The 15,806-nt window shown below is 65.4% G+C and carries 13 protein-coding genes; 9 read left to right on the plus strand and 4 right to left on the minus strand.

Annotation, left to right across the window (positions count from 1 at the left end; genetic code table 11):
• Positions 1 to 4 precede the first annotated feature (4 nt).
• Both KB879_RS12500 and KB879_RS12505 read left to right on the plus strand, forming a co-directional pair.
• On the plus strand, positions 5 to 1,207 hold the full coding sequence (locus KB879_RS12500) for a chromate transporter (protein ID WP_153953528.1): 1,203 nt from the start codon (positions 5 to 7) through the stop codon (positions 1,205 to 1,207).
• A gap of 178 nt (positions 1,208 to 1,385) precedes the next feature.
• Positions 1,386 to 2,603, plus strand: a complete 1,218-nt coding sequence (locus KB879_RS12505) for a polysaccharide pyruvyl transferase family protein (RefSeq protein WP_211981564.1) — start codon at positions 1,386 to 1,388, stop codon at positions 2,601 to 2,603.
• A gap of 31 nt (positions 2,604 to 2,634) precedes the next feature.
• On the opposite strand, the gene KB879_RS12510 is transcribed toward KB879_RS12505, so the two are convergent.
• Entirely contained in the window at positions 2,635 to 2,775 is a 141-nt protein-coding gene (locus KB879_RS12510; RefSeq protein ID WP_013953128.1) for a hypothetical protein, read from the minus strand.
• Positions 2,772 to 4,061, minus strand: coding sequence for an MFS transporter (locus KB879_RS12515; RefSeq protein ID WP_211981565.1), 1,290 nt, complete (start codon positions 4,059 to 4,061; stop codon positions 2,772 to 2,774). Before KB879_RS12515 ends, KB879_RS12510 begins: the two co-directional genes overlap by 4 nt.
• A gap of 174 nt (positions 4,062 to 4,235) precedes the next feature.
• Here KB879_RS12515 and KB879_RS12520 point away from each other — a divergent pair, with 174 nt between their 5' ends.
• Entirely contained in the window at positions 4,236 to 5,168 is a 933-nt protein-coding gene (locus KB879_RS12520; protein ID WP_211981567.1) for a LysR substrate-binding domain-containing protein, read from the plus strand.
• Here the strand turns inward: KB879_RS12520 and KB879_RS12525 are convergent.
• Together KB879_RS12525 and oxlT are read right to left on the minus strand one after the other, a co-directional pair.
• Positions 5,137 to 5,430: a DUF2917 domain-containing protein gene (locus tag KB879_RS12525; RefSeq protein ID WP_211981569.1), complete on the minus strand. Its 294-nt coding sequence runs from the start codon at positions 5,428 to 5,430 to the stop codon at positions 5,137 to 5,139. The genes KB879_RS12520 and KB879_RS12525 overlap by 32 nt on opposite strands.
• A gap of 197 nt (positions 5,431 to 5,627) precedes the next feature.
• Positions 5,628 to 6,947 carry an oxalate/formate MFS antiporter gene (gene oxlT / locus KB879_RS12530; RefSeq protein ID WP_211981571.1) on the minus strand — a complete coding sequence of 440 codons (1,320 nt, stop codon included), beginning with the start codon at positions 6,945 to 6,947 and terminating at the stop codon, positions 5,628 to 5,630.
• Positions 6,948 to 8,027: 1,080 nt separating this feature from the next.
• Here oxlT and KB879_RS12535 point away from each other — a divergent pair.
• The 6 genes from KB879_RS12535 to sbnB all read left to right on the plus strand — a co-directional run bounded on the left by KB879_RS12535 (position 8,028) and on the right by sbnB (position 15,773).
• Positions 8,028 to 9,551 (plus strand): Fic family protein, encoded by a 1,524-nt coding sequence (locus KB879_RS12535; RefSeq protein ID WP_013953133.1) that lies wholly within the window; start codon positions 8,028 to 8,030, stop codon positions 9,549 to 9,551.
• Between the two features lie 261 nt (positions 9,552 to 9,812).
• A complete protein-coding gene (locus KB879_RS12540; protein ID WP_013953134.1) occupies positions 9,813 to 10,514 on the plus strand; it encodes a cytochrome c biogenesis CcdA family protein in 702 nt (233 codons plus the stop codon).
• Between the two features lie 3 nt (positions 10,515 to 10,517).
• Positions 10,518 to 11,036 carry a thioredoxin family protein gene (locus KB879_RS12545; protein ID WP_153953525.1) on the plus strand — a complete coding sequence of 173 codons (519 nt, stop codon included), beginning with the start codon at positions 10,518 to 10,520 and terminating at the stop codon, positions 11,034 to 11,036.
• A 252-nt stretch (positions 11,037 to 11,288) separates the two neighbouring features.
• On the plus strand, positions 11,289 to 13,583 hold the full coding sequence (locus KB879_RS12550; RefSeq protein ID WP_013953136.1) for a TonB-dependent receptor: 2,295 nt from the start codon (positions 11,289 to 11,291) through the stop codon (positions 13,581 to 13,583).
• Positions 13,584 to 13,725: 142 nt separating this feature from the next.
• Positions 13,726 to 14,748, plus strand: coding sequence for a 2,3-diaminopropionate biosynthesis protein SbnA (sbnA, locus tag KB879_RS12555; RefSeq protein ID WP_153953524.1), 1,023 nt, complete (start codon positions 13,726 to 13,728; stop codon positions 14,746 to 14,748).
• A complete protein-coding gene (gene sbnB / locus KB879_RS12560) occupies positions 14,745 to 15,773 on the plus strand; it encodes a 2,3-diaminopropionate biosynthesis protein SbnB (RefSeq protein ID WP_211981573.1) in 1,029 nt (342 codons plus the stop codon). Before sbnA ends, sbnB begins: the two co-directional genes overlap by 4 nt.
• Positions 15,774 to 15,806 lie beyond the last annotated feature (33 nt).

The following is a 15,806-nucleotide window of genomic DNA, read 5'->3' on the forward strand; positions in this document are numbered from 1 at the left end:
CGACATGAGCAACGTCTCGCAGGCCCCAACCCCTCCGGCCGCACTCACGGAACGGCCGCACTACACCCTCTGGCAGCTGGTCGGCTACATGCTGCGCCTGGGCACGCTCGGCTTCGGCGGTCCGGTGGCGCTGGCCGGCTATATGCATCGCGACCTGGTAGACCGGCGCCAGTGGATCACCGACGCCGACTACAAGGAGGGGCTGGCCCTGGCACAGCTGGCACCTGGCCCGCTGGCCGCGCAACTGGCCATCTACCTGGGCTATGTCCATTACCGGATCGCGGGCGCGACGCTGGTCGGGATCGCGTTCGTGCTGCCGTCATTCCTGATGGTGCTGGCGCTGGGCTGGGCCTATGTGCGCTTTGGCGGCCTGACGTGGATGCAGTCCGTGTTCTACGGCGTCGGGGCCGCGGTGATCGGCATCATTGCGATCAGCGCGTACAAGCTCACCACCAAGAGCGTGGGCAAGGACCGCCTGCTGTGGGCGATCTACCTGGTACTTGCCGCGGTCACGGTGGTCACCGAATCCGAAATCGCGTGGATGTTCCTCGCGGCCGGGCTGCTGGTGTGGTTCTGGCGCGCCCCGCCCAAATGGCTGCGCCAGGGCGGCCTGCACGCGGCCGCGGCGACACAGCTGCCCCTGGCCGGCGGCGTGGCCGGCGCCATTGACTGGCCCCTGCTGGCGCAGATTGCCGTGTTCTTTGCCAAGGCGGGCGCATTTGTGTTCGGCTCGGGGCTGGCCATTGTGCCGTTCCTGTACGGCAGCGTGGTCACCGACTTCCATTGGCTCAATGACAAGCAGTTCGTGGATGCCGTGGCGGTGGCCATGATCACGCCCGGCCCCGTGGTGATCACCGTTGGCTTTATCGGCTACCTGGTGGCCGGCTTTCCGGGCGCGTCGGTTGCGGCGCTGGCCACCTTCCTGCCGTGCTACCTGTTCACCGTCCTGCCGGCCCCCTACTTCAAGAAATACGGCAAGCTGCCCGCCATCCTAGCCTTTGTCGATGGCGTGACCGCTGCCGCGGTGGGAGCCATCACCGGCGCGGTGATCGTGCTGGCCAGGCGTTCGATCGTGGATGTGCCGACGGTGCTGCTGGCGCTTTGCACGGTGGCGCTGCTGCTCAAATTCAAGAAGCTGCCCGAACCCGTGATCGTGGCCGGCGCCGCGCTGATCGGCCTGGTGGTCTATCCGCTCATGCATCATTGAGGGGGGTGCCGCGCCGAGTCTATGAGATTGCTTTGCGGTCTCGGGCGCGCAACCGGCCCACTGCCCTGGTGGCCGAAGCCACTTGCGATGGGCGGCTTTGGGGAATCTAATCCTACGGAGGAGGCGTCCCGATGCGGATCTGAGAACTCCGTGGGCGCCAACTTTTTTGCCGAACGCCATGCCAGCCTCCCGGTCAGGAACCACCGGCTTCCCCACGATCCTGTTTGGCGCTTTCGATCGCCACAACTTCGGTGACCTGCTGCTGCCGCATGTGGTGCGAAGCCTGATCGGGCAGGCCAACCCGTTCTACGGGGGCCTGGCCGAGCGCAACCTGAGAATCCATGGCGGCCATCGGGTCCACACCCTGGCGCGGCTGGCAGCCACCGTGGGCGACAGCGCCGTCGATGTCATCCATGTGGGTGGCGAAACCCTGACCTGCTCGCTCTGGGAGGCGGCCGTGATGCTGCAGCCTCCCGAGCAGGCCCGGGCGGTGGTGGCGCTGCTCGATGCCCGGCCGCACGAGCGGACGGTCTGGGCCCAGGCGCAGTTGGGCGTACGGGACCGGGTCCCCTACCTGTTGCCGGCCGGCATCTTTGCCAATGTCCGGCGTGTCATTGTCCACGCCGCCGGCGGCATTGAACTTGGATCGGTTGAGCCTGCCATGCGGGCCGAGGTGGTGGCCAAGCTCGGGGCCGCCACCAGCGTCGGGATACGAGACCATCAGACCCGGGCCATGCTCGCGGAGAACGGCATTGACTGCCGCCCGGAGCCTGATCCGGCCGTGCTGGTGGCCGAGCTGTTCGGCGACTGCATCCGCCGGCGCGCCCGCCAGGGCGAGTGCGCCCGCATCGTGTCAGGGTTCCCTGCCGGATACCTGGCCGTGCAGTTCAGCGCGGATTTTGGCGACGACGATACCCTTTCACAGCTGGCGGCCCAGCTCGAACGTATCGCCCGGACCAGGACCCTGGGCCTGGTGCTGTTTCGCGCCGGCGCCGCGCCCTGGCACGACGACCTGGCCTGCTACCAGCGCCTGGCGGCACGGCTGCGCGGCACGCCTGTGGTCCTGTTCGACTCGCTCAACCTGTGGGATATCTGTGCGCTGATTGCGCACAGCCAGGGTTTTGTCGGCAGCAGCCTGCACGGCGGCATTGTCGCCGGCGCATTTTTCCTGCCATGGCTTGGCCTGCTCCGGGCCGCACAACACCCTGGGACCAGCAAGCAAATCGCCTTTGCCGCGGCCTGGGGCGCGGCCGGGGCGCCGGCCGCGGTCACCGTGCAGGATCTTGCGGTCGGCCTGGACGAAGCGATGGCGTCCCGGACCGCGCAGCGTAGGGAATTGGCTAGGGAATGGGCCAAGGCCTGCAGGACGGCATTCCAGTTGGTTCAGGAGAACTAGCACGATCGAGTCCCGCGGGGCATGGCGACTGCTATCGGCACATCGCCATCAGCTGTACCCACGCCAGCGCAAAAGTCGGGTCGAGCCAAGATGTCAGTGCCACCATGCACAGGCCCGCCAGGCCGAGTACCGACAGCCATATGCCGAGCGCCGGTCCGCGGCGCAGACTCATGACCGCACAGGCGCGAGGCCGGTCCTGACAATCTGCCGGTCGTCGATCGGGAAGTGCAAGGCCGCGGCCAGTACGCCCAGCGCCATGGCGCTGAACCAGACCGGGTCGTACGAGCGCGTCAGTTCGAACGCGAGCCCGCCCAGCCATACGCCGAGGAACGAGCCCAGCTGGTGGCCGAAGAACACGAAGCCGAACAGCGTGGCGAGATAGCGCACGCCGAACACCTGTGCGAGGATCCCGTTGGTCAGCGGCACGGTGCCGAGCCACAGGAAGCCCATCGCCGCGCAGAACAAGTACAACGTGGGCGTGCTCAGCGGCAGCAGCAGGAACAGCGCCATCGCCGCGGTGCGCACGAGGTAGATCCCGGCGAGCAGGTATTTCTTGCTGTGGCGCCCGCCCAGCAGGCCGAACACGTAGATGCCGGCCACATTGGCGAGCGCGATGATGGCGAGCGCGGCCATGCCGTCGGCCGGACGCATGCCACGATCCAGCAGATAGGCGGGCAGGTGGCTGGCGATGAAGGCGAGCTGGAAGCCGCAGGCAAGAAAGCCGAGGTTCAGGAGCCAGAAGCCGGAATGACCGAATGCCTCGCGCACCGCGCCGAGCAGCGACGGCTGGCCGCGGGCCGCGTTGGTCTCGTCCGCGGCTGGCGCCGGCGCGGCGGCAATCCGGTCCTGGAACGGCAGCGCAAGCGGCAGCAGCACGGCCAGTGCCAGGGCGAGCATCAGCAGCGTGGTCGCCCATCCCGATGTGACCAGCAGCCCCTGCGCGGCCGGCACCAGCGCGAACTGCGCGATGCCGCCGACGGCGCCGGCCAGGCCCAGTGCGCGGCTGCGCTGCGCGGTGTCAGCCATTCTGCTCAGCGCGCCATACACTACGCCGAAGGTCGTGCCGGACAGCGCAATGCCGATGCAGACGCCTGCCGACCAGACGAACGCCGGTGACGTGTCGGCCTGTGTCATCCCGTAAAGTCCGGCGGCGTATAACGCCAGTCCGCCGGCCATCACCTTCCACGAGCCGTACCTGTCGGCCAGCATGCCAGTGAAGGGCTGCACCAGCCCCCAGACCAGGTTCTGCACCGCCATCGCGAAGCCGAAGGTCTCGCGGGTCCAGCCGCGCTCGGCGATGATGGGCAGCAAGAACAAACCCTGCACATGGCGCACGCCCAACGCCAGCCCCATCAGCAGGCCGCCCGCCAGCACGAGCACCCACAACTCCCGCCACCATGGCGTGGCGGACTGCGGCGTGGCGATGGCGGCGCAAGTGTGCGGCAGGCGAGAAGTCATGACGGCCCCTTGTCGGACAATGGCGCCGGCAGGCGCGCGATGGCTCTATTGCAGCCGCCCCGGCGCCGTGCTTCAAACGATCATTTGGTCGTTTTGCCATGCGCGCCGCGCATGGCAAGAGGGCCGGGGATCGTGCTGTAATGGCGTATCGCGAATCTGCCAGGAGACCACCGCATGTCCGTCCCGCTTGTCCGGCTGTTTCCGCTCGACCTGCTCAAAGGCTTCGTCGCTGTCGGCCGACGCATGAGCATTACGCAGGCAGCGGACGACCTGTGCCTGACGCAGTCGGCGGTAAGCCGGCAGATCCACGCGCTGGAGGAGCAGCTGAAGGTGCCGCTGTTCGTGCGTAAGCATCGCGGCGTGGCCTTCACTGCCGAGGGCGAACGGCTGTTTCGCAGCGCCGACAGCGCACTGCAGCAGCTGCAGGACGTGGTAGCCGAAGTGCGCCGCAACGAGGGCCAGCGCGCCGTCACGGTCACCGCCAGCATCGGCGTGACCGGCTTGTGGCTGCTGCCGCGGCTGGGGAACCTGCAGAAGACGCATCCGCATCTGGATGTGCGCCTGTCCGCCAGCAACCGTATCAGCGACTTGCGTGCCGAGGGCATCGACCTCGCCGTGCGCTACTGCCGCGACGCCGCGGCGCCGCCCGATGCTGTGCGCCTGTTCGGCGAAAACATCGCCCCGGTTGCCCATCCATCGCTGGTGGACGGGGTCGCCCGGCACGACGAGGCGCTGCTTCAGTTGCCGCTGCTGGAATTCGACGATCCCCGTCCGTGGCTGCAATGGCGCAGCTGGCTCGAGCCACGCAGCTACCGCCAGGCGAGCCAGCACGGCGTGCTTCGCTTCAATCAGTACGACCAGGTCATCCACGCGGCGCTGGCGGGACAGGGCGTCGCACTGGGCCGGCTCGAGCTGGTGCGGCCCCTGATCGATGGCGGCCAGCTAGTGATCGTGCCGACGGCGCTACAAGCGCCGCCGAGCCCCAACGCATACTGGCTGGTCCATGCCTCCGCCGATCCGCGCGAGGACGTCAGGTGTGTAGCCGAGTGGATTTACCAGGAAGCCGCACACACCGTCAGGACACGTGCGAGCCCCGTAGCCACCTGAGCCAGGGGAAGCCGGCATGGCGCGGGGGTGGCGGCGCCTCGATCCCGCATAACACGGGGCCGGCGCCGTGCAGCGCCGCCAGAAACACGTCGGCGTCACCATGCAGCTGATAGCGCTCGCCGGGTGCGAGCAGAACGTCCGGGGACGGCCTGTCCCGTGTTTCGAACGTCAGCCACAGGCTGCCGCCGCGGCAGACCAGTTCCGCGCCGGCCCGCAGTCGCAAGCGCAGGCATTCCGCTTCAAGGCAAAGGGTGTATGGCATGAAAGGCTCCGGTGAGCCATTTCATTGTGCGAGCCGGCGTCGCGGCTTGCCATGAGCATTGCGTCGGCCAGCCATGCGTTATCCGATCGCATACGGCCCGGCAAAGCCACCGGGATTGCCGAGTCCCTGGTAAACGAAAAGGCGGGCTTCCGAAGATGCCCGCCCGTCTTGCCGCGAAACGCCTGCGGACCTGTCCGTCAGGCTGGCACTTGCGTCCCCGCCGCCGCCGTCTCCTTCGAGAAAAGACTCCTGGAGGTGGCAACATGGCTGGCCAGCACCGGCCGCAAGACCATGATCGCCAGGAAGGCCGCGGTCAGGTCCATGGCCGCAACCGTGTAGAGCACCGTCGACCAGGTGCCGCTCGCCTCCATCATCAGGTTGCCGACCGGCACGAACAGTGCGCCGATGCCCTTGGCCGTATAGAGCACGCCGTAGATCTTGCCGATGTGCTTGGTGCCGAAGGCATCGCCGGCAAGTGCCGAGAACAGCGAGTAGACCTCGCCCCAGGCCAGGAACACCACGCCCGACAGGATCAGGAAGGCGTACGGGTTGCTGCCGAAGTAGCCGAGCGCGATGATGCCAAGGCCTTCCAGGGTGAAGGCGATGACCATGGTCTTCTCACGGCCGATGTTGTCCGAAATCCAGCCGAACAGCGGACGCGAGATGCCGTTCATGATCCGGTCGAGCATCAGCGCGAGCGGCAGTGCGGCCATCACGAAGAAGTGCAGGTCGACCTTGAACTCCTTCACGCCCAGGTCCTTGGCGATGACGCCAAGCTGGGCCACGGCCATCATGCCGCCGGTGACGACCAGGATGAACATCACAAACATCAGCCAGAACAGCCTGGTGGACATCGCTTCCTTGAGCGTGTAGTCGCGCGTGGCCTGGACCAGCTTCTGCGATGCCCTCACCTCGCTACCCTTTGGTGCGCGCAGGAACCACGCCGCGACAAAGGCGAGCCCGCCCTGCAGCAGGCCGAAGAACAGGAAGGTGTGCTGGAAGCCCTGCGACTCGATCATGGCCGCGATGGGCAGGATCGTCGCCGCGGAGCCGGCGCCGTAACCGCCCGCGGTCAGGCCCACCGCAAGGCCACGGCGGTCAGGGAACCACTTGAGCGCGTTGTTGATGCAGGTGGCGTAGATCGAGCCCACGCCAAGGCCGCCAACGGCTGCGCCGACGTAGAAGCCCATCAGGGTAGTGGCCTGGGAATTGATGCACCATGCCGCGCCGATGAAGACCGCGCCGAAGGCAACCATCATGCGCGGGCCGAACTTGTCGATGAAATAGCCTTCGATCGGCGCCAACCAGGTCTGCACAAGGACGAAAACGGTGAAGGCGATCTGGATGCTGGCGCGCGACCAGCCGTAGGTGCCCTGGATCTCAGGGACGAACAAGGTCCAGGCGTACTGGATATTGGCGGTGGCGATCATGCAGACCACACCGACAATCAATTGCAGCCAGCGTGTGCCTTCCGGGACCTGGCGCTTAGCGCCCAGCGCTGCCGATGGATTATTCATTTGCGCGCTCCTTGAATCTTTTGACCATTCAATTGCGGGGGTGCGGGCGGGTATGCGGACGCGCTTCGCCTCAGCATAAGGGTGGCTGCTGGCATTTCATGTCTCCTGTGTCATTGGCATTTATTTGCCTCTTATTCCGACGCCGACCTGAGGTCTCCGCCCTCACCCCTCTTCAAGTTCGGAGTGGCGATGGGATACACAGTATGTGATATATCAAGCAAGTCAAGAGAAAGGGATGGCAGGGTTTTCACTGAATTTATGACGGGGAAGGATCGGCACCGGATATTCACGCTGAATATGCATCTCCGCCCCCGGAGAAAGGCGTCGCCAGGCGCCACCCGATGCCCATGAAATCCTTTGCTGGAGCCGCTTCCAGGCGAATCGCCGCCGATAGATGAGCGTTCGTTTTGAATGAATGAGGAAAAGGACTTAAATTTAATCATTACGAATTTGTAATGCCCGGAAGTCCACCCACCGGTCAGTCAGCATGATTACAAAAATGTCATGATTACAGAAATGTCATGATTTTGACTGCGTCGAATGATGAGCGAAATAAATCCGATCGATTAATACCGTACAAACAGCATCCTCGCGTCCCCAAAAAAAATGCCCGCAGGCAAGCCTGGCGGGCGTAGGCATGATGCGTGACATCAGCCGCAGCATGTAGATGCAGTTATAGGCGATTATTCGAGCCAGATAAACAAATAACAATGCCTATTGCCGGGCAGCGACCAGAAACCCTCGAAAACCCTGACGGATTTACCGAAACACCCTGAACGCCATTTTGGCCGATTCAGAAGATGGCATTTTTGTCATGATGGGTTTCGATTTGCAGGCGACCAGAGGCACCGCTACCCGGGTCGGAAGGCAAGCCCTGTAGACAAGATCATCCAGGCTACCCCCGAGAGTAGACGAAACGGTAAGTCCTGTAGAACTCCTGGGAAGCCCGGCGATCAGGTTGCCCGTCCATCGTTATAGATAGAATGGAAAGCATTTGGCCATCAAGTAGAGGTTTTGGTAAATTCTGTAGAAACTCTGGTAAGCTCCGGGCAAACCCGCACCCAAGTATTGCGACTTCATATGTCTCATGCGCCACTAGGCTACGATGCGCTTATCCGCAAGTTCGGCTTGCGCGTCCCGCCGCTGCGCTCGACGTCCGCTCTCGCCGACAAGACCGGGGTCCTCAGCACGCACACCGGACCGGACGGCACCACGCGCACCGTGTACCCAAGGAACCGCTACCGCGGCGCCGACACGACCGTGGACCACCTGACGTTCGCGCTGAAGAAGGAGCACCTGGACCTGACCGTGCTGGCGGCGCTGTTCGAGCATGCGCAAGCGGTGCAGGCTGTACGCGAGTGGCTGGCGGCCACCCCGACCTCCCGTTATGCGAGGCTGAGCGCCTTCTATGCCAAATGGCTGGCCGGGGCGCAATTCGACTACAAGCTGCCGGCCGGGGCGCCCAGGGTACTGGCGCTGGACGAGACCCACTACCTGACCGGCCCGGCAACGCCGGACCTGCAGTTCGGCATCCAGAACAACCACCTTGGCCCGGCCGCGTTTTGCCCCCTGGTGCGCCGCACCGAGAAGCTGGCGCAGTACATTGCCGCCGACCTCCCCGGCCGCGTGGCCGCGGCCATCAAGCGGCTCGAGCCAGAGTTGCTGGCGCGCGCGGTGGACTACCTCTACCTCGCGGAAACTCGATCGACCTACTCCATCGAGCACGAGATCCCCGATAACCAGCGGGTCGCCAAGTTCAGGCGACTGCTGGAGTACGCCGGCAATCCCGCCCCGCTTACCGAAGAGCAGCTGTGCGAGTGGCAGAACGAAATCATCTCGGGGCTGCGCGCTGAATTCTCCTACCGCGACAAGCAGAACTGGCTGTCCCGCGGCGGGCGCATGCGCAACATCGCGGACTATATTCCCCCGCCGCCCGAGCAGCTTGGCGCGATGATGGACGGGATTGCCGCGGTGGCGGGCCTAGTCGCTGCACAGGCGGCAAACCCGATCGTGGCCGCGGCGTGCGTATCGTTTGGCTTTGTCTTCGCCCACCCGTTCTACGACGGCAACGGCCGGCTCCATCGGTTCCTCATCCACCATTTGCTGCGCCAGGCCGGTGTCACGCCCGATGGCGTAGTGCTGCCGGTGTCCGCGCGGATGCTCAAGCAGATCGATACCTATGCCGCCCTGCTGAAGTCCTATTCCGCCCCGCGGACGGCCCTGCTCAACTACGCGCTGGATTCGGACAGCGACACGATCCTGATCAAGTCGCCACAGCCCGGCTGGCTTTACGCATCCTTTGATGCGACAGCGCTGTGCGAATTCGTCTTCGAATGCATTGAGCAGTGCGTCGAGCAAGACCTTGCGCAGGAGATCCAGTACCTGCGCGCTTACGATGCCAGCGTCACACGCCTGGAAAGCTGGCTCGACCTGCGCCAGTCACGCCTGTCGAACCTGATCGACCTGATCGTCCAGAACCACGGCGAGCTGTCCAGGCGCAAGCGCAAGCTGTTCGAAGACATCACGGACGACGAGCTCGCCCGCATTGAAGCCGTCGTGCGCGACGAATTCACGGAATACCTCGAGCTCCACGGCAGCCGCTGAAGCGGCGGCACCGCGTTGGCACTGCCCGGTGCGGTCACCGTGCGGCGGGTGCGGCGCTACTATGTATCGCTCTGTATCCCGGGCCGCTGCAGACATGAAAGATTGCACGCATGCCCGGAAGCGGTAACAGCCGGGATACGTGCGGACGGTGGAATGCGTCTATCGCCAACACCGGGAGTTCTCCGCCATGTCCATCCATCCGCCGCCCCGCCCCTGCCATCGTGCCTGCTACGGCACCGCGCACGCCAACGGGGGCCGCCCATGATCGACGCCTTCCTTGCCTTTGCCGCAGGCGTGCTGACCATTGCCTCGCCCTGTGTGCTGCCGGTGCTGCCCATGCTGCTCGCCGGCTCGGTGGGCGAATCCGGCCGGCTGCGCCCGCTGGCGATCGCGCTTGGCTTCGTCAGCGCCTTTTCCGCGCTGGGCATTGTCTTCGGCGCGCTGTCCAGCGCCTTCAGCGAAGCCCCGGGCGTGGTGCGCAACGCGGCCATCCTGTTCCTGCTGGGCGCCGGCCTGGCGCGGCTCTGGCCGGCGGGCTTCGAGCGCCTGGCGGCCCCGTTCGCCGGCGTGGTCGACCGCCTGGCGGGCGCCGGCGGCCGGACCGGCACCGGCGTGGCCGGCGGCTTTGTGCTGGGCATGACGCTGGGCGCGGTATGGACCCCGTGCGCCGGGCCGGTGCTGGCGTCGATCCTCGCGCTGGTGGCCAAGGCGCAAGACCTGCATCGCGCCGCCGGGCTGCTGGCGCTGTTCGCGGCTGGCGCGGCCATCCCGATGCTGGGCATTGCCTATGGCGGCCAGTTCGCCACCACTCACGTGCGCCGCCTGGCCCGTCACACGCACCGGCTGCAGCAAGCCTTCGGTGTGCTGGTGGTGGCGACCGCCATCGCCATGTACTTCCAGTACGACACGCTTGCCGTCGCCTGGCTGACCTCCCTTTTCCCTGCCTCCCAACCTGGAGCCTGAACCATGCACCGCTTCCTTCGTACCCTGCTGGCCACCACCGCCATCGTTGCCGCCCAGTATGCAGCCGCCGCCCCTGCCGACTATGGCAAGGCGCCTGAATTCACCGGCATCGACAAGTGGCTCAACGCTGAACCGCTGACCGTTGCCGGGCTGCGCGGCAAGGTCGTGCTGGTCGATTTCTGGACCTACAGCTGCATCAACTGCATCAACACGCTGCCCCATGTGCGGCAGTGGTACGACAAATACCGCGACAAGGGCCTGGTTGTGGTCGGCGTCCACACCCCGGAGTTCCCCTTCGAGAAGTCCACCGCCAACGTGCAGGCAGCGCTCAAGCGCTTCGATATCCGCTACCCGGTCGCGCAGGACAACGCCTATGCCACCTGGAACGCCTGGCGCAACCAGTACTGGCCGGCGCTCTACCTGGTCGATGCCAACGGCACCGTGGTCTACAAGCACTTTGGCGAAGGGAATTACGCCGAGACCGAAGCGGCCATCCAGAAGGCGCTGGCCGGGCGCAAGTAAGGCTGGCATACCGCCGCCATCGAGCGCGGATGGCGAACGAGCCTGCCGCGCCCCGGGCCGTGCTCTCAGGCACGGCCCGGCCCTTGGAACCTGTCTCGGGTTCCAAGACACATCCGAGCCGGTTTCCCGGCACACCAGACGAAAATTCAGATTCCTCCACAATTTATTGTTAATGCGAATCATTACTATTACAATTCACGGAGTTCTATTACAGCACATTTCGCACATCACTACGTTGGCCTGACCATCACCATGCAAACCGCAACACGCTCAGTCACCTTGGCGGGGCCGGCCGGCCGCTGCCGGGTACGTCCGCTCGCTCTTCTTGTGGCCGCCATCGGCGCGGGCACTCCGCTGCTGTCCGAGGCGCAGGCAATGGCCGCCGCGTCCGCCGTCGCGCAAACCGGCACATCCGGTGCGAGCACAAAGCAGGACAGCCCACCTGCCAAGGCCGACGGTGGCGAGCTGAATGCGGTGGAGGTCAGGGTCGACCGGATCAAGAGCGACCTCGTCAGCCCGACGCGCCAGGTAACGGTGCTGGAACGCGAGGAAATCGAGGAACTGAAGGTGGGTTCCAACAATCTCGCGACCATGCTGAGCAAGCTGATCCCGGGCATGGCGGACTCCAGCCGCACCGTCACAGACTTCGGCCAGACGCTGCGCGGCCGCGGCACGCTGATCCTGGTGGATGGCATTCCGCTCAACACCAACCGGGATTCGGCGCGCAACCTCGCCACCATCGATCCCAGCAATATCGAGAAGATCGAGGTCATGCGTGGCAGCAGCGCAATCTACGGCGCCGGCGCCAACGGCGGCATCATCGCGATCACCACGCGGCCTGCGGGTGGCCCGCCCAGCGCGGATACCACCGTGACGCTGGGCACCCCGCTGACGCGGCTGAGCAAGGAGGGGCTCAGCGCCAATGTCCAGCAGCACTTCTCCGGCAGCCAGGGGCCGATCGACTACGCGTTCCACCTGGGCGCGCAGCATATCGGCAGCCCCTATGACGCCCACGGACACCGCATCGCGCCGGAGCCGAGCCAGGGTGACCTGTTCGATTCCAACGTTTACAACGTGAGCGGCAAGCTGGGCTGGCGCATCGACAGCCAGCAGCGCATCGAACTGAGCGTGAGCCAGTACCAGGCCAAGCAGAACACCAACTACGCCTCCGATCCCTCGGTGGCCAAGCTGCCGCCTGGCACCGCGGCCGCGCGCGCGATCAAGGGGTTGCAGCTCGAAAACCAGAACGAGCTGCGCAACACCGTCGTCAACCTGGGCTACCAGAACCTGGACCTGCTCGGCAGCACCGTGTCCACCCAGATCTACTACCGCGACTACTTCACCCGCTTCCCGCCGTTCGATGCGCGCGCGGTGGCCACGCGTGGCGGCAACGTGGACCAGGTCAGCCAGAACAGCGATGTATTTGGCGGGCGCCTGACCATCAGCACCCCGCTGGGCGCGGACAAGAAGACCAAGCTGCTGTGGGGCGCGGACTACAACCAGGAGCGCAGCGACATGCCGCTCGATGTGTTCGATCCGCGCACCTATGACCAGAGCGGCGGCCTGGTCTTCAACAAGACCGGTTCGCTGACCTACATGCCGCCGCTGGCCACCCGCAGCGGCGGCGTCTTCGGGCAGCTGCAGCACAAGTTCAACGAGCAATGGTCGATGGAGGGCGGCGTGCGCTACGAGCGCGCCAACGCCAGCTTCGACGACTTCGTGCCGCTGTCGCAATCGAAGGTCAGCAACCCGGTCGCGGTCAAGGGCGGCACGGTCAACTATGGCGCGTGGCTGTTCAATATCGGCGGTGCGTACGCGCCGGTGAAGAACCAGGAGTTCTATGCCTCGTTCGGCCAGGGCTTCCAGTTGCCCGATATCGGCCTGCAGATCCGCAATGCGCGCCCGGGCTTCGATATCAATTCGTCCAGCCTGGAGCCGGTCAAGACCAACAACTATGAAATCGGCTGGCGCGGCGCGTTCGGCAATACGATGGCGAGCCTGGCGCTGTTCTACACCACCTCGCAACTGGGCGACGTGCAGAGCTTCAACAACGGCCTGATACTGACCCGCACCAAGGAACGCATCGCGGGCGTGGAGGCTTCCGCCGACTACCTGAGCGACAGCGAGACCTGGGGCGCGGGCGGCACGTTTACCTGGATCAACGGCCGCGAGCAGCCGCAAGGCAGCAGCAGCTTCCAGAACATGACCGGCTACCGCATACCGCCGCTGAAGCTGACCGCCTACGTCCAGTACCGGCCGATCAGCACGTGGAGCAACCGCCTGCAGGTGACCTACTACGGCGGCCGCGACTACCGCCTCAACGACCAGAACAGCTTCGGGCGGCGCGAGGTCAGCAGCTACACCACCGTCGACCTGATCAGCCGCTACCAGGTCAGCAAGAAGGACACGATCACGGTGGGGATTGAGAACCTGTTCAACCGCTACTACTACCCGTTGTACAGCCAGCTGATGCGCAACAGCAACAACACCAGCCGCCTGCCGGCTGCGGGCATCACGCTGACCGCGATGTACCAGCACCGCTGGTAAAGCAGCCGCCGGACGGCGATGGCCTTGTCGGGACCATCCTCGGCCGGCATTTTTTTAAGCTCAGATGTAAATAACTATCATTTACAAAGCGATACAAATTGCCCAGGCACGGTGCCGGGCAACATCGAATGAGGGGTAAGCCATGGTTTGCAACAGCATCATCGAGAGTATCGGCGGGACACCCGTGGTCCATCTGCGCCGCCTGTTCGGGGACACCGGGGCCGAGGTCTTTGCCAAGCTGGAGCTATTCAATCCCGCCGGCAGCGTCAAGGACCGCCCTGCCCGCTACATCATCGAAAAGGGCCTCGTCGAAGGCACCATCGGCGCCAACGCCCACATCGTCGAAAGCTCGTCGGGCAACCTGGCGATCGCGCTGGCCATGGTATGCCGGCTGAAGGGGCTGCGCTTCACCGCCGTGGTCGACCCGAAGATCTCGCAGACCAACCTGACGATCCTGCGCTGTTATGGCGCCGGGATTGAGCTGGTGACCGAGAAGGACAGCCAGGGCGGCTACCTGGAAACGCGTATCGCGCGCGTGCGGCAGATGCTGCGCGACCTGCCGGATGCGGTCTGGATCAACCAGTACGGCAATCCGCGCAACTGGGAAAGCCATTACCACGGCGAAGGCGAGGAAATCCTGCGCCAGCTCGACCGGCCGGTCGACGTGCTGGTGCTCGGCGTGAGTACCTCGGGCACGGTGCATGGCATCGCGCGCCGCCTGCGCGAGGCGTGGCCCGCGTTGAAGGTGGTGGGCGTGGACGCCGCCGGCTCGGTGCTGTTCGGCCACCCGCCGGCCAGCCGCGAGCTGCCGGGCATCGGCGCGAGCCGCGTGCCGGAGCTGCTGTGCCGCGAAGAAATCGACCAGGTCATCCATGTGGACGACCACGCGGCGGCCCTCGGCTGCCGGCGCCTGCTGGCGCAGGAAGGCATCTTTGCCGGCGGGTCGTCCGGCGCGGTGGTCGCCGCGATCGGCCGCCTGTTGCAGGACCTGCCACGCAGCGCACGCCCGCCCCGCATCCTCACCCTGTTTCCTGACCGCGGCGAACGCTATCTCGACACCGTCTACGACGACGCATGGCTGGAACGCGTCGCCGCCATCCATCGCGCGCGCACGGCTTCGGCTGCCGCGCAATCGTCCATCCCTGCACACGGAGTGACCGCATGAACGCCCCCATCCAGACCCCCGCTGCCGAGCTGCGCTACCTCAGCCGCGCCGACCTGATCGCCCTTGGCGCCGACCATTCCGACGCCTTTGTTCAGGCTATTGCCGAAGGCCTGGCGCTGCATGCGCGCGACGAATGCGTGCAGCCGCTCAAGCCTTACCTGCGCTGGGCCGGCGCCGACCATATCGCCGACCGCATCATTGCGATGCCCTGCTACGTCGGCGGCGACAACCCGGTCGCCGGCATCAAGTGGATCGGCAGCCGCCAGCACAACCCGCAGCGCCATGGTCTGGAACGCGCCAGCGCCGTGATCGTGCTCAACGACGCCCAGACCAATTATCCGGTCGCCATCATGGAAGGCGGCCTGATCAGCGGCATGCGCACCGCGGCCATCACCGCGGTGGCGACGCGCCACCTGGCGCGCGCGAGCTTTACCGACGTGGCCTGTATCGGCTGCGGCCCGATCGCGCGCATGCAGCTGCAGACGCTGCTGGAGCAGTTCCCGGGCATCCGCTGCATCCACCTGTTCGATCTGTCGCGCGACGCAATGCAGGCGATGCGCAGCCAGCTGGGCGCGCGCTTCCCGGCGGTTGGCTGGGAGCTGTCGGCCAGCGCCGAGGCGGCGGTGCGTGCCGCCGACGTGACCGTCACCTGCACGGTTGCGGATGCGCCGTACCTGGAGCATGCCTGGCTCAAGCCCGGAGCCTTTGTCGCCAACGTCTCGATCATGGACGTGCACAAGGACGTCTATGAGAAGGTCGACAAGGTGGTGGTGGACGACTGGGACCAGTCCAACCGCGAGAAGAAGATCATCAACCAACTGGTGCTGGAAGGCCGCTTCAGCCGCGAGCAGCTGCATGCCGAGCTGGGCGAGATCGTGATCGGCGCGAAGCCGGGGCGCGAGCGCGACGACGAGATCATCCTGCTTAACCCGATGGGCATGGCGCTGGACGATATGGTGTGCGCGCGCCATTTCTACCAGCTTGCGCTGCAGCGCGGTGTCGGCGTGCGCCTGCCCCTGCTATGACGGTGCTGCCACACCACCCCGTACGCGAGCGGA

This window comes from Cupriavidus sp. KK10, from assembly GCF_018223725.1.
Taxonomy (GTDB): Bacteria; Pseudomonadota; Gammaproteobacteria; order Burkholderiales; family Burkholderiaceae; genus Cupriavidus; species Cupriavidus necator.

Excerpts from the sequence above, each read along its gene's own strand:
- KB879_RS12500 (WP_153953528.1), top strand. The coding sequence starts at position 5 with ATGAGCAACGTCTCGCAGGCCCCAACCCCTCCGGCCGCACTCACGGAA.
- KB879_RS12505 (WP_211981564.1), top strand. The coding sequence starts at position 1,386 with ATGCCAGCCTCCCGGTCAGGAACCACCGGCTTCCCCACGATCCTGTTT.
- KB879_RS12510 (WP_013953128.1), bottom strand. The coding sequence starts at position 2,775 with ATGAGTCTGCGCCGCGGACCGGCGCTCGGCATATGGCTGTCGGTACTC.
- KB879_RS12515 (WP_211981565.1), bottom strand. The coding sequence starts at position 4,061 with ATGACTTCTCGCCTGCCGCACACTTGCGCCGCCATCGCCACGCCGCAG.
- KB879_RS12520 (WP_211981567.1), top strand. The coding sequence starts at position 4,236 with ATGTCCGTCCCGCTTGTCCGGCTGTTTCCGCTCGACCTGCTCAAAGGC.
- KB879_RS12525 (WP_211981569.1), bottom strand. The coding sequence starts at position 5,430 with ATGCCATACACCCTTTGCCTTGAAGCGGAATGCCTGCGCTTGCGACTG.
- oxlT (WP_211981571.1), bottom strand. The coding sequence starts at position 6,947 with ATGAATAATCCATCGGCAGCGCTGGGCGCTAAGCGCCAGGTCCCGGAA.
- KB879_RS12535 (WP_013953133.1), top strand. The coding sequence starts at position 8,028 with ATGTCTCATGCGCCACTAGGCTACGATGCGCTTATCCGCAAGTTCGGC.
- KB879_RS12540 (WP_013953134.1), top strand. The coding sequence starts at position 9,813 with ATGATCGACGCCTTCCTTGCCTTTGCCGCAGGCGTGCTGACCATTGCC.
- KB879_RS12545 (WP_153953525.1), top strand. The coding sequence starts at position 10,518 with ATGCACCGCTTCCTTCGTACCCTGCTGGCCACCACCGCCATCGTTGCC.
- KB879_RS12550 (WP_013953136.1), top strand. The coding sequence starts at position 11,289 with ATGCAAACCGCAACACGCTCAGTCACCTTGGCGGGGCCGGCCGGCCGC.
- sbnA (WP_153953524.1), top strand. The coding sequence starts at position 13,726 with ATGGTTTGCAACAGCATCATCGAGAGTATCGGCGGGACACCCGTGGTC.
- sbnB (WP_211981573.1), top strand. The coding sequence starts at position 14,745 with ATGAACGCCCCCATCCAGACCCCCGCTGCCGAGCTGCGCTACCTCAGC.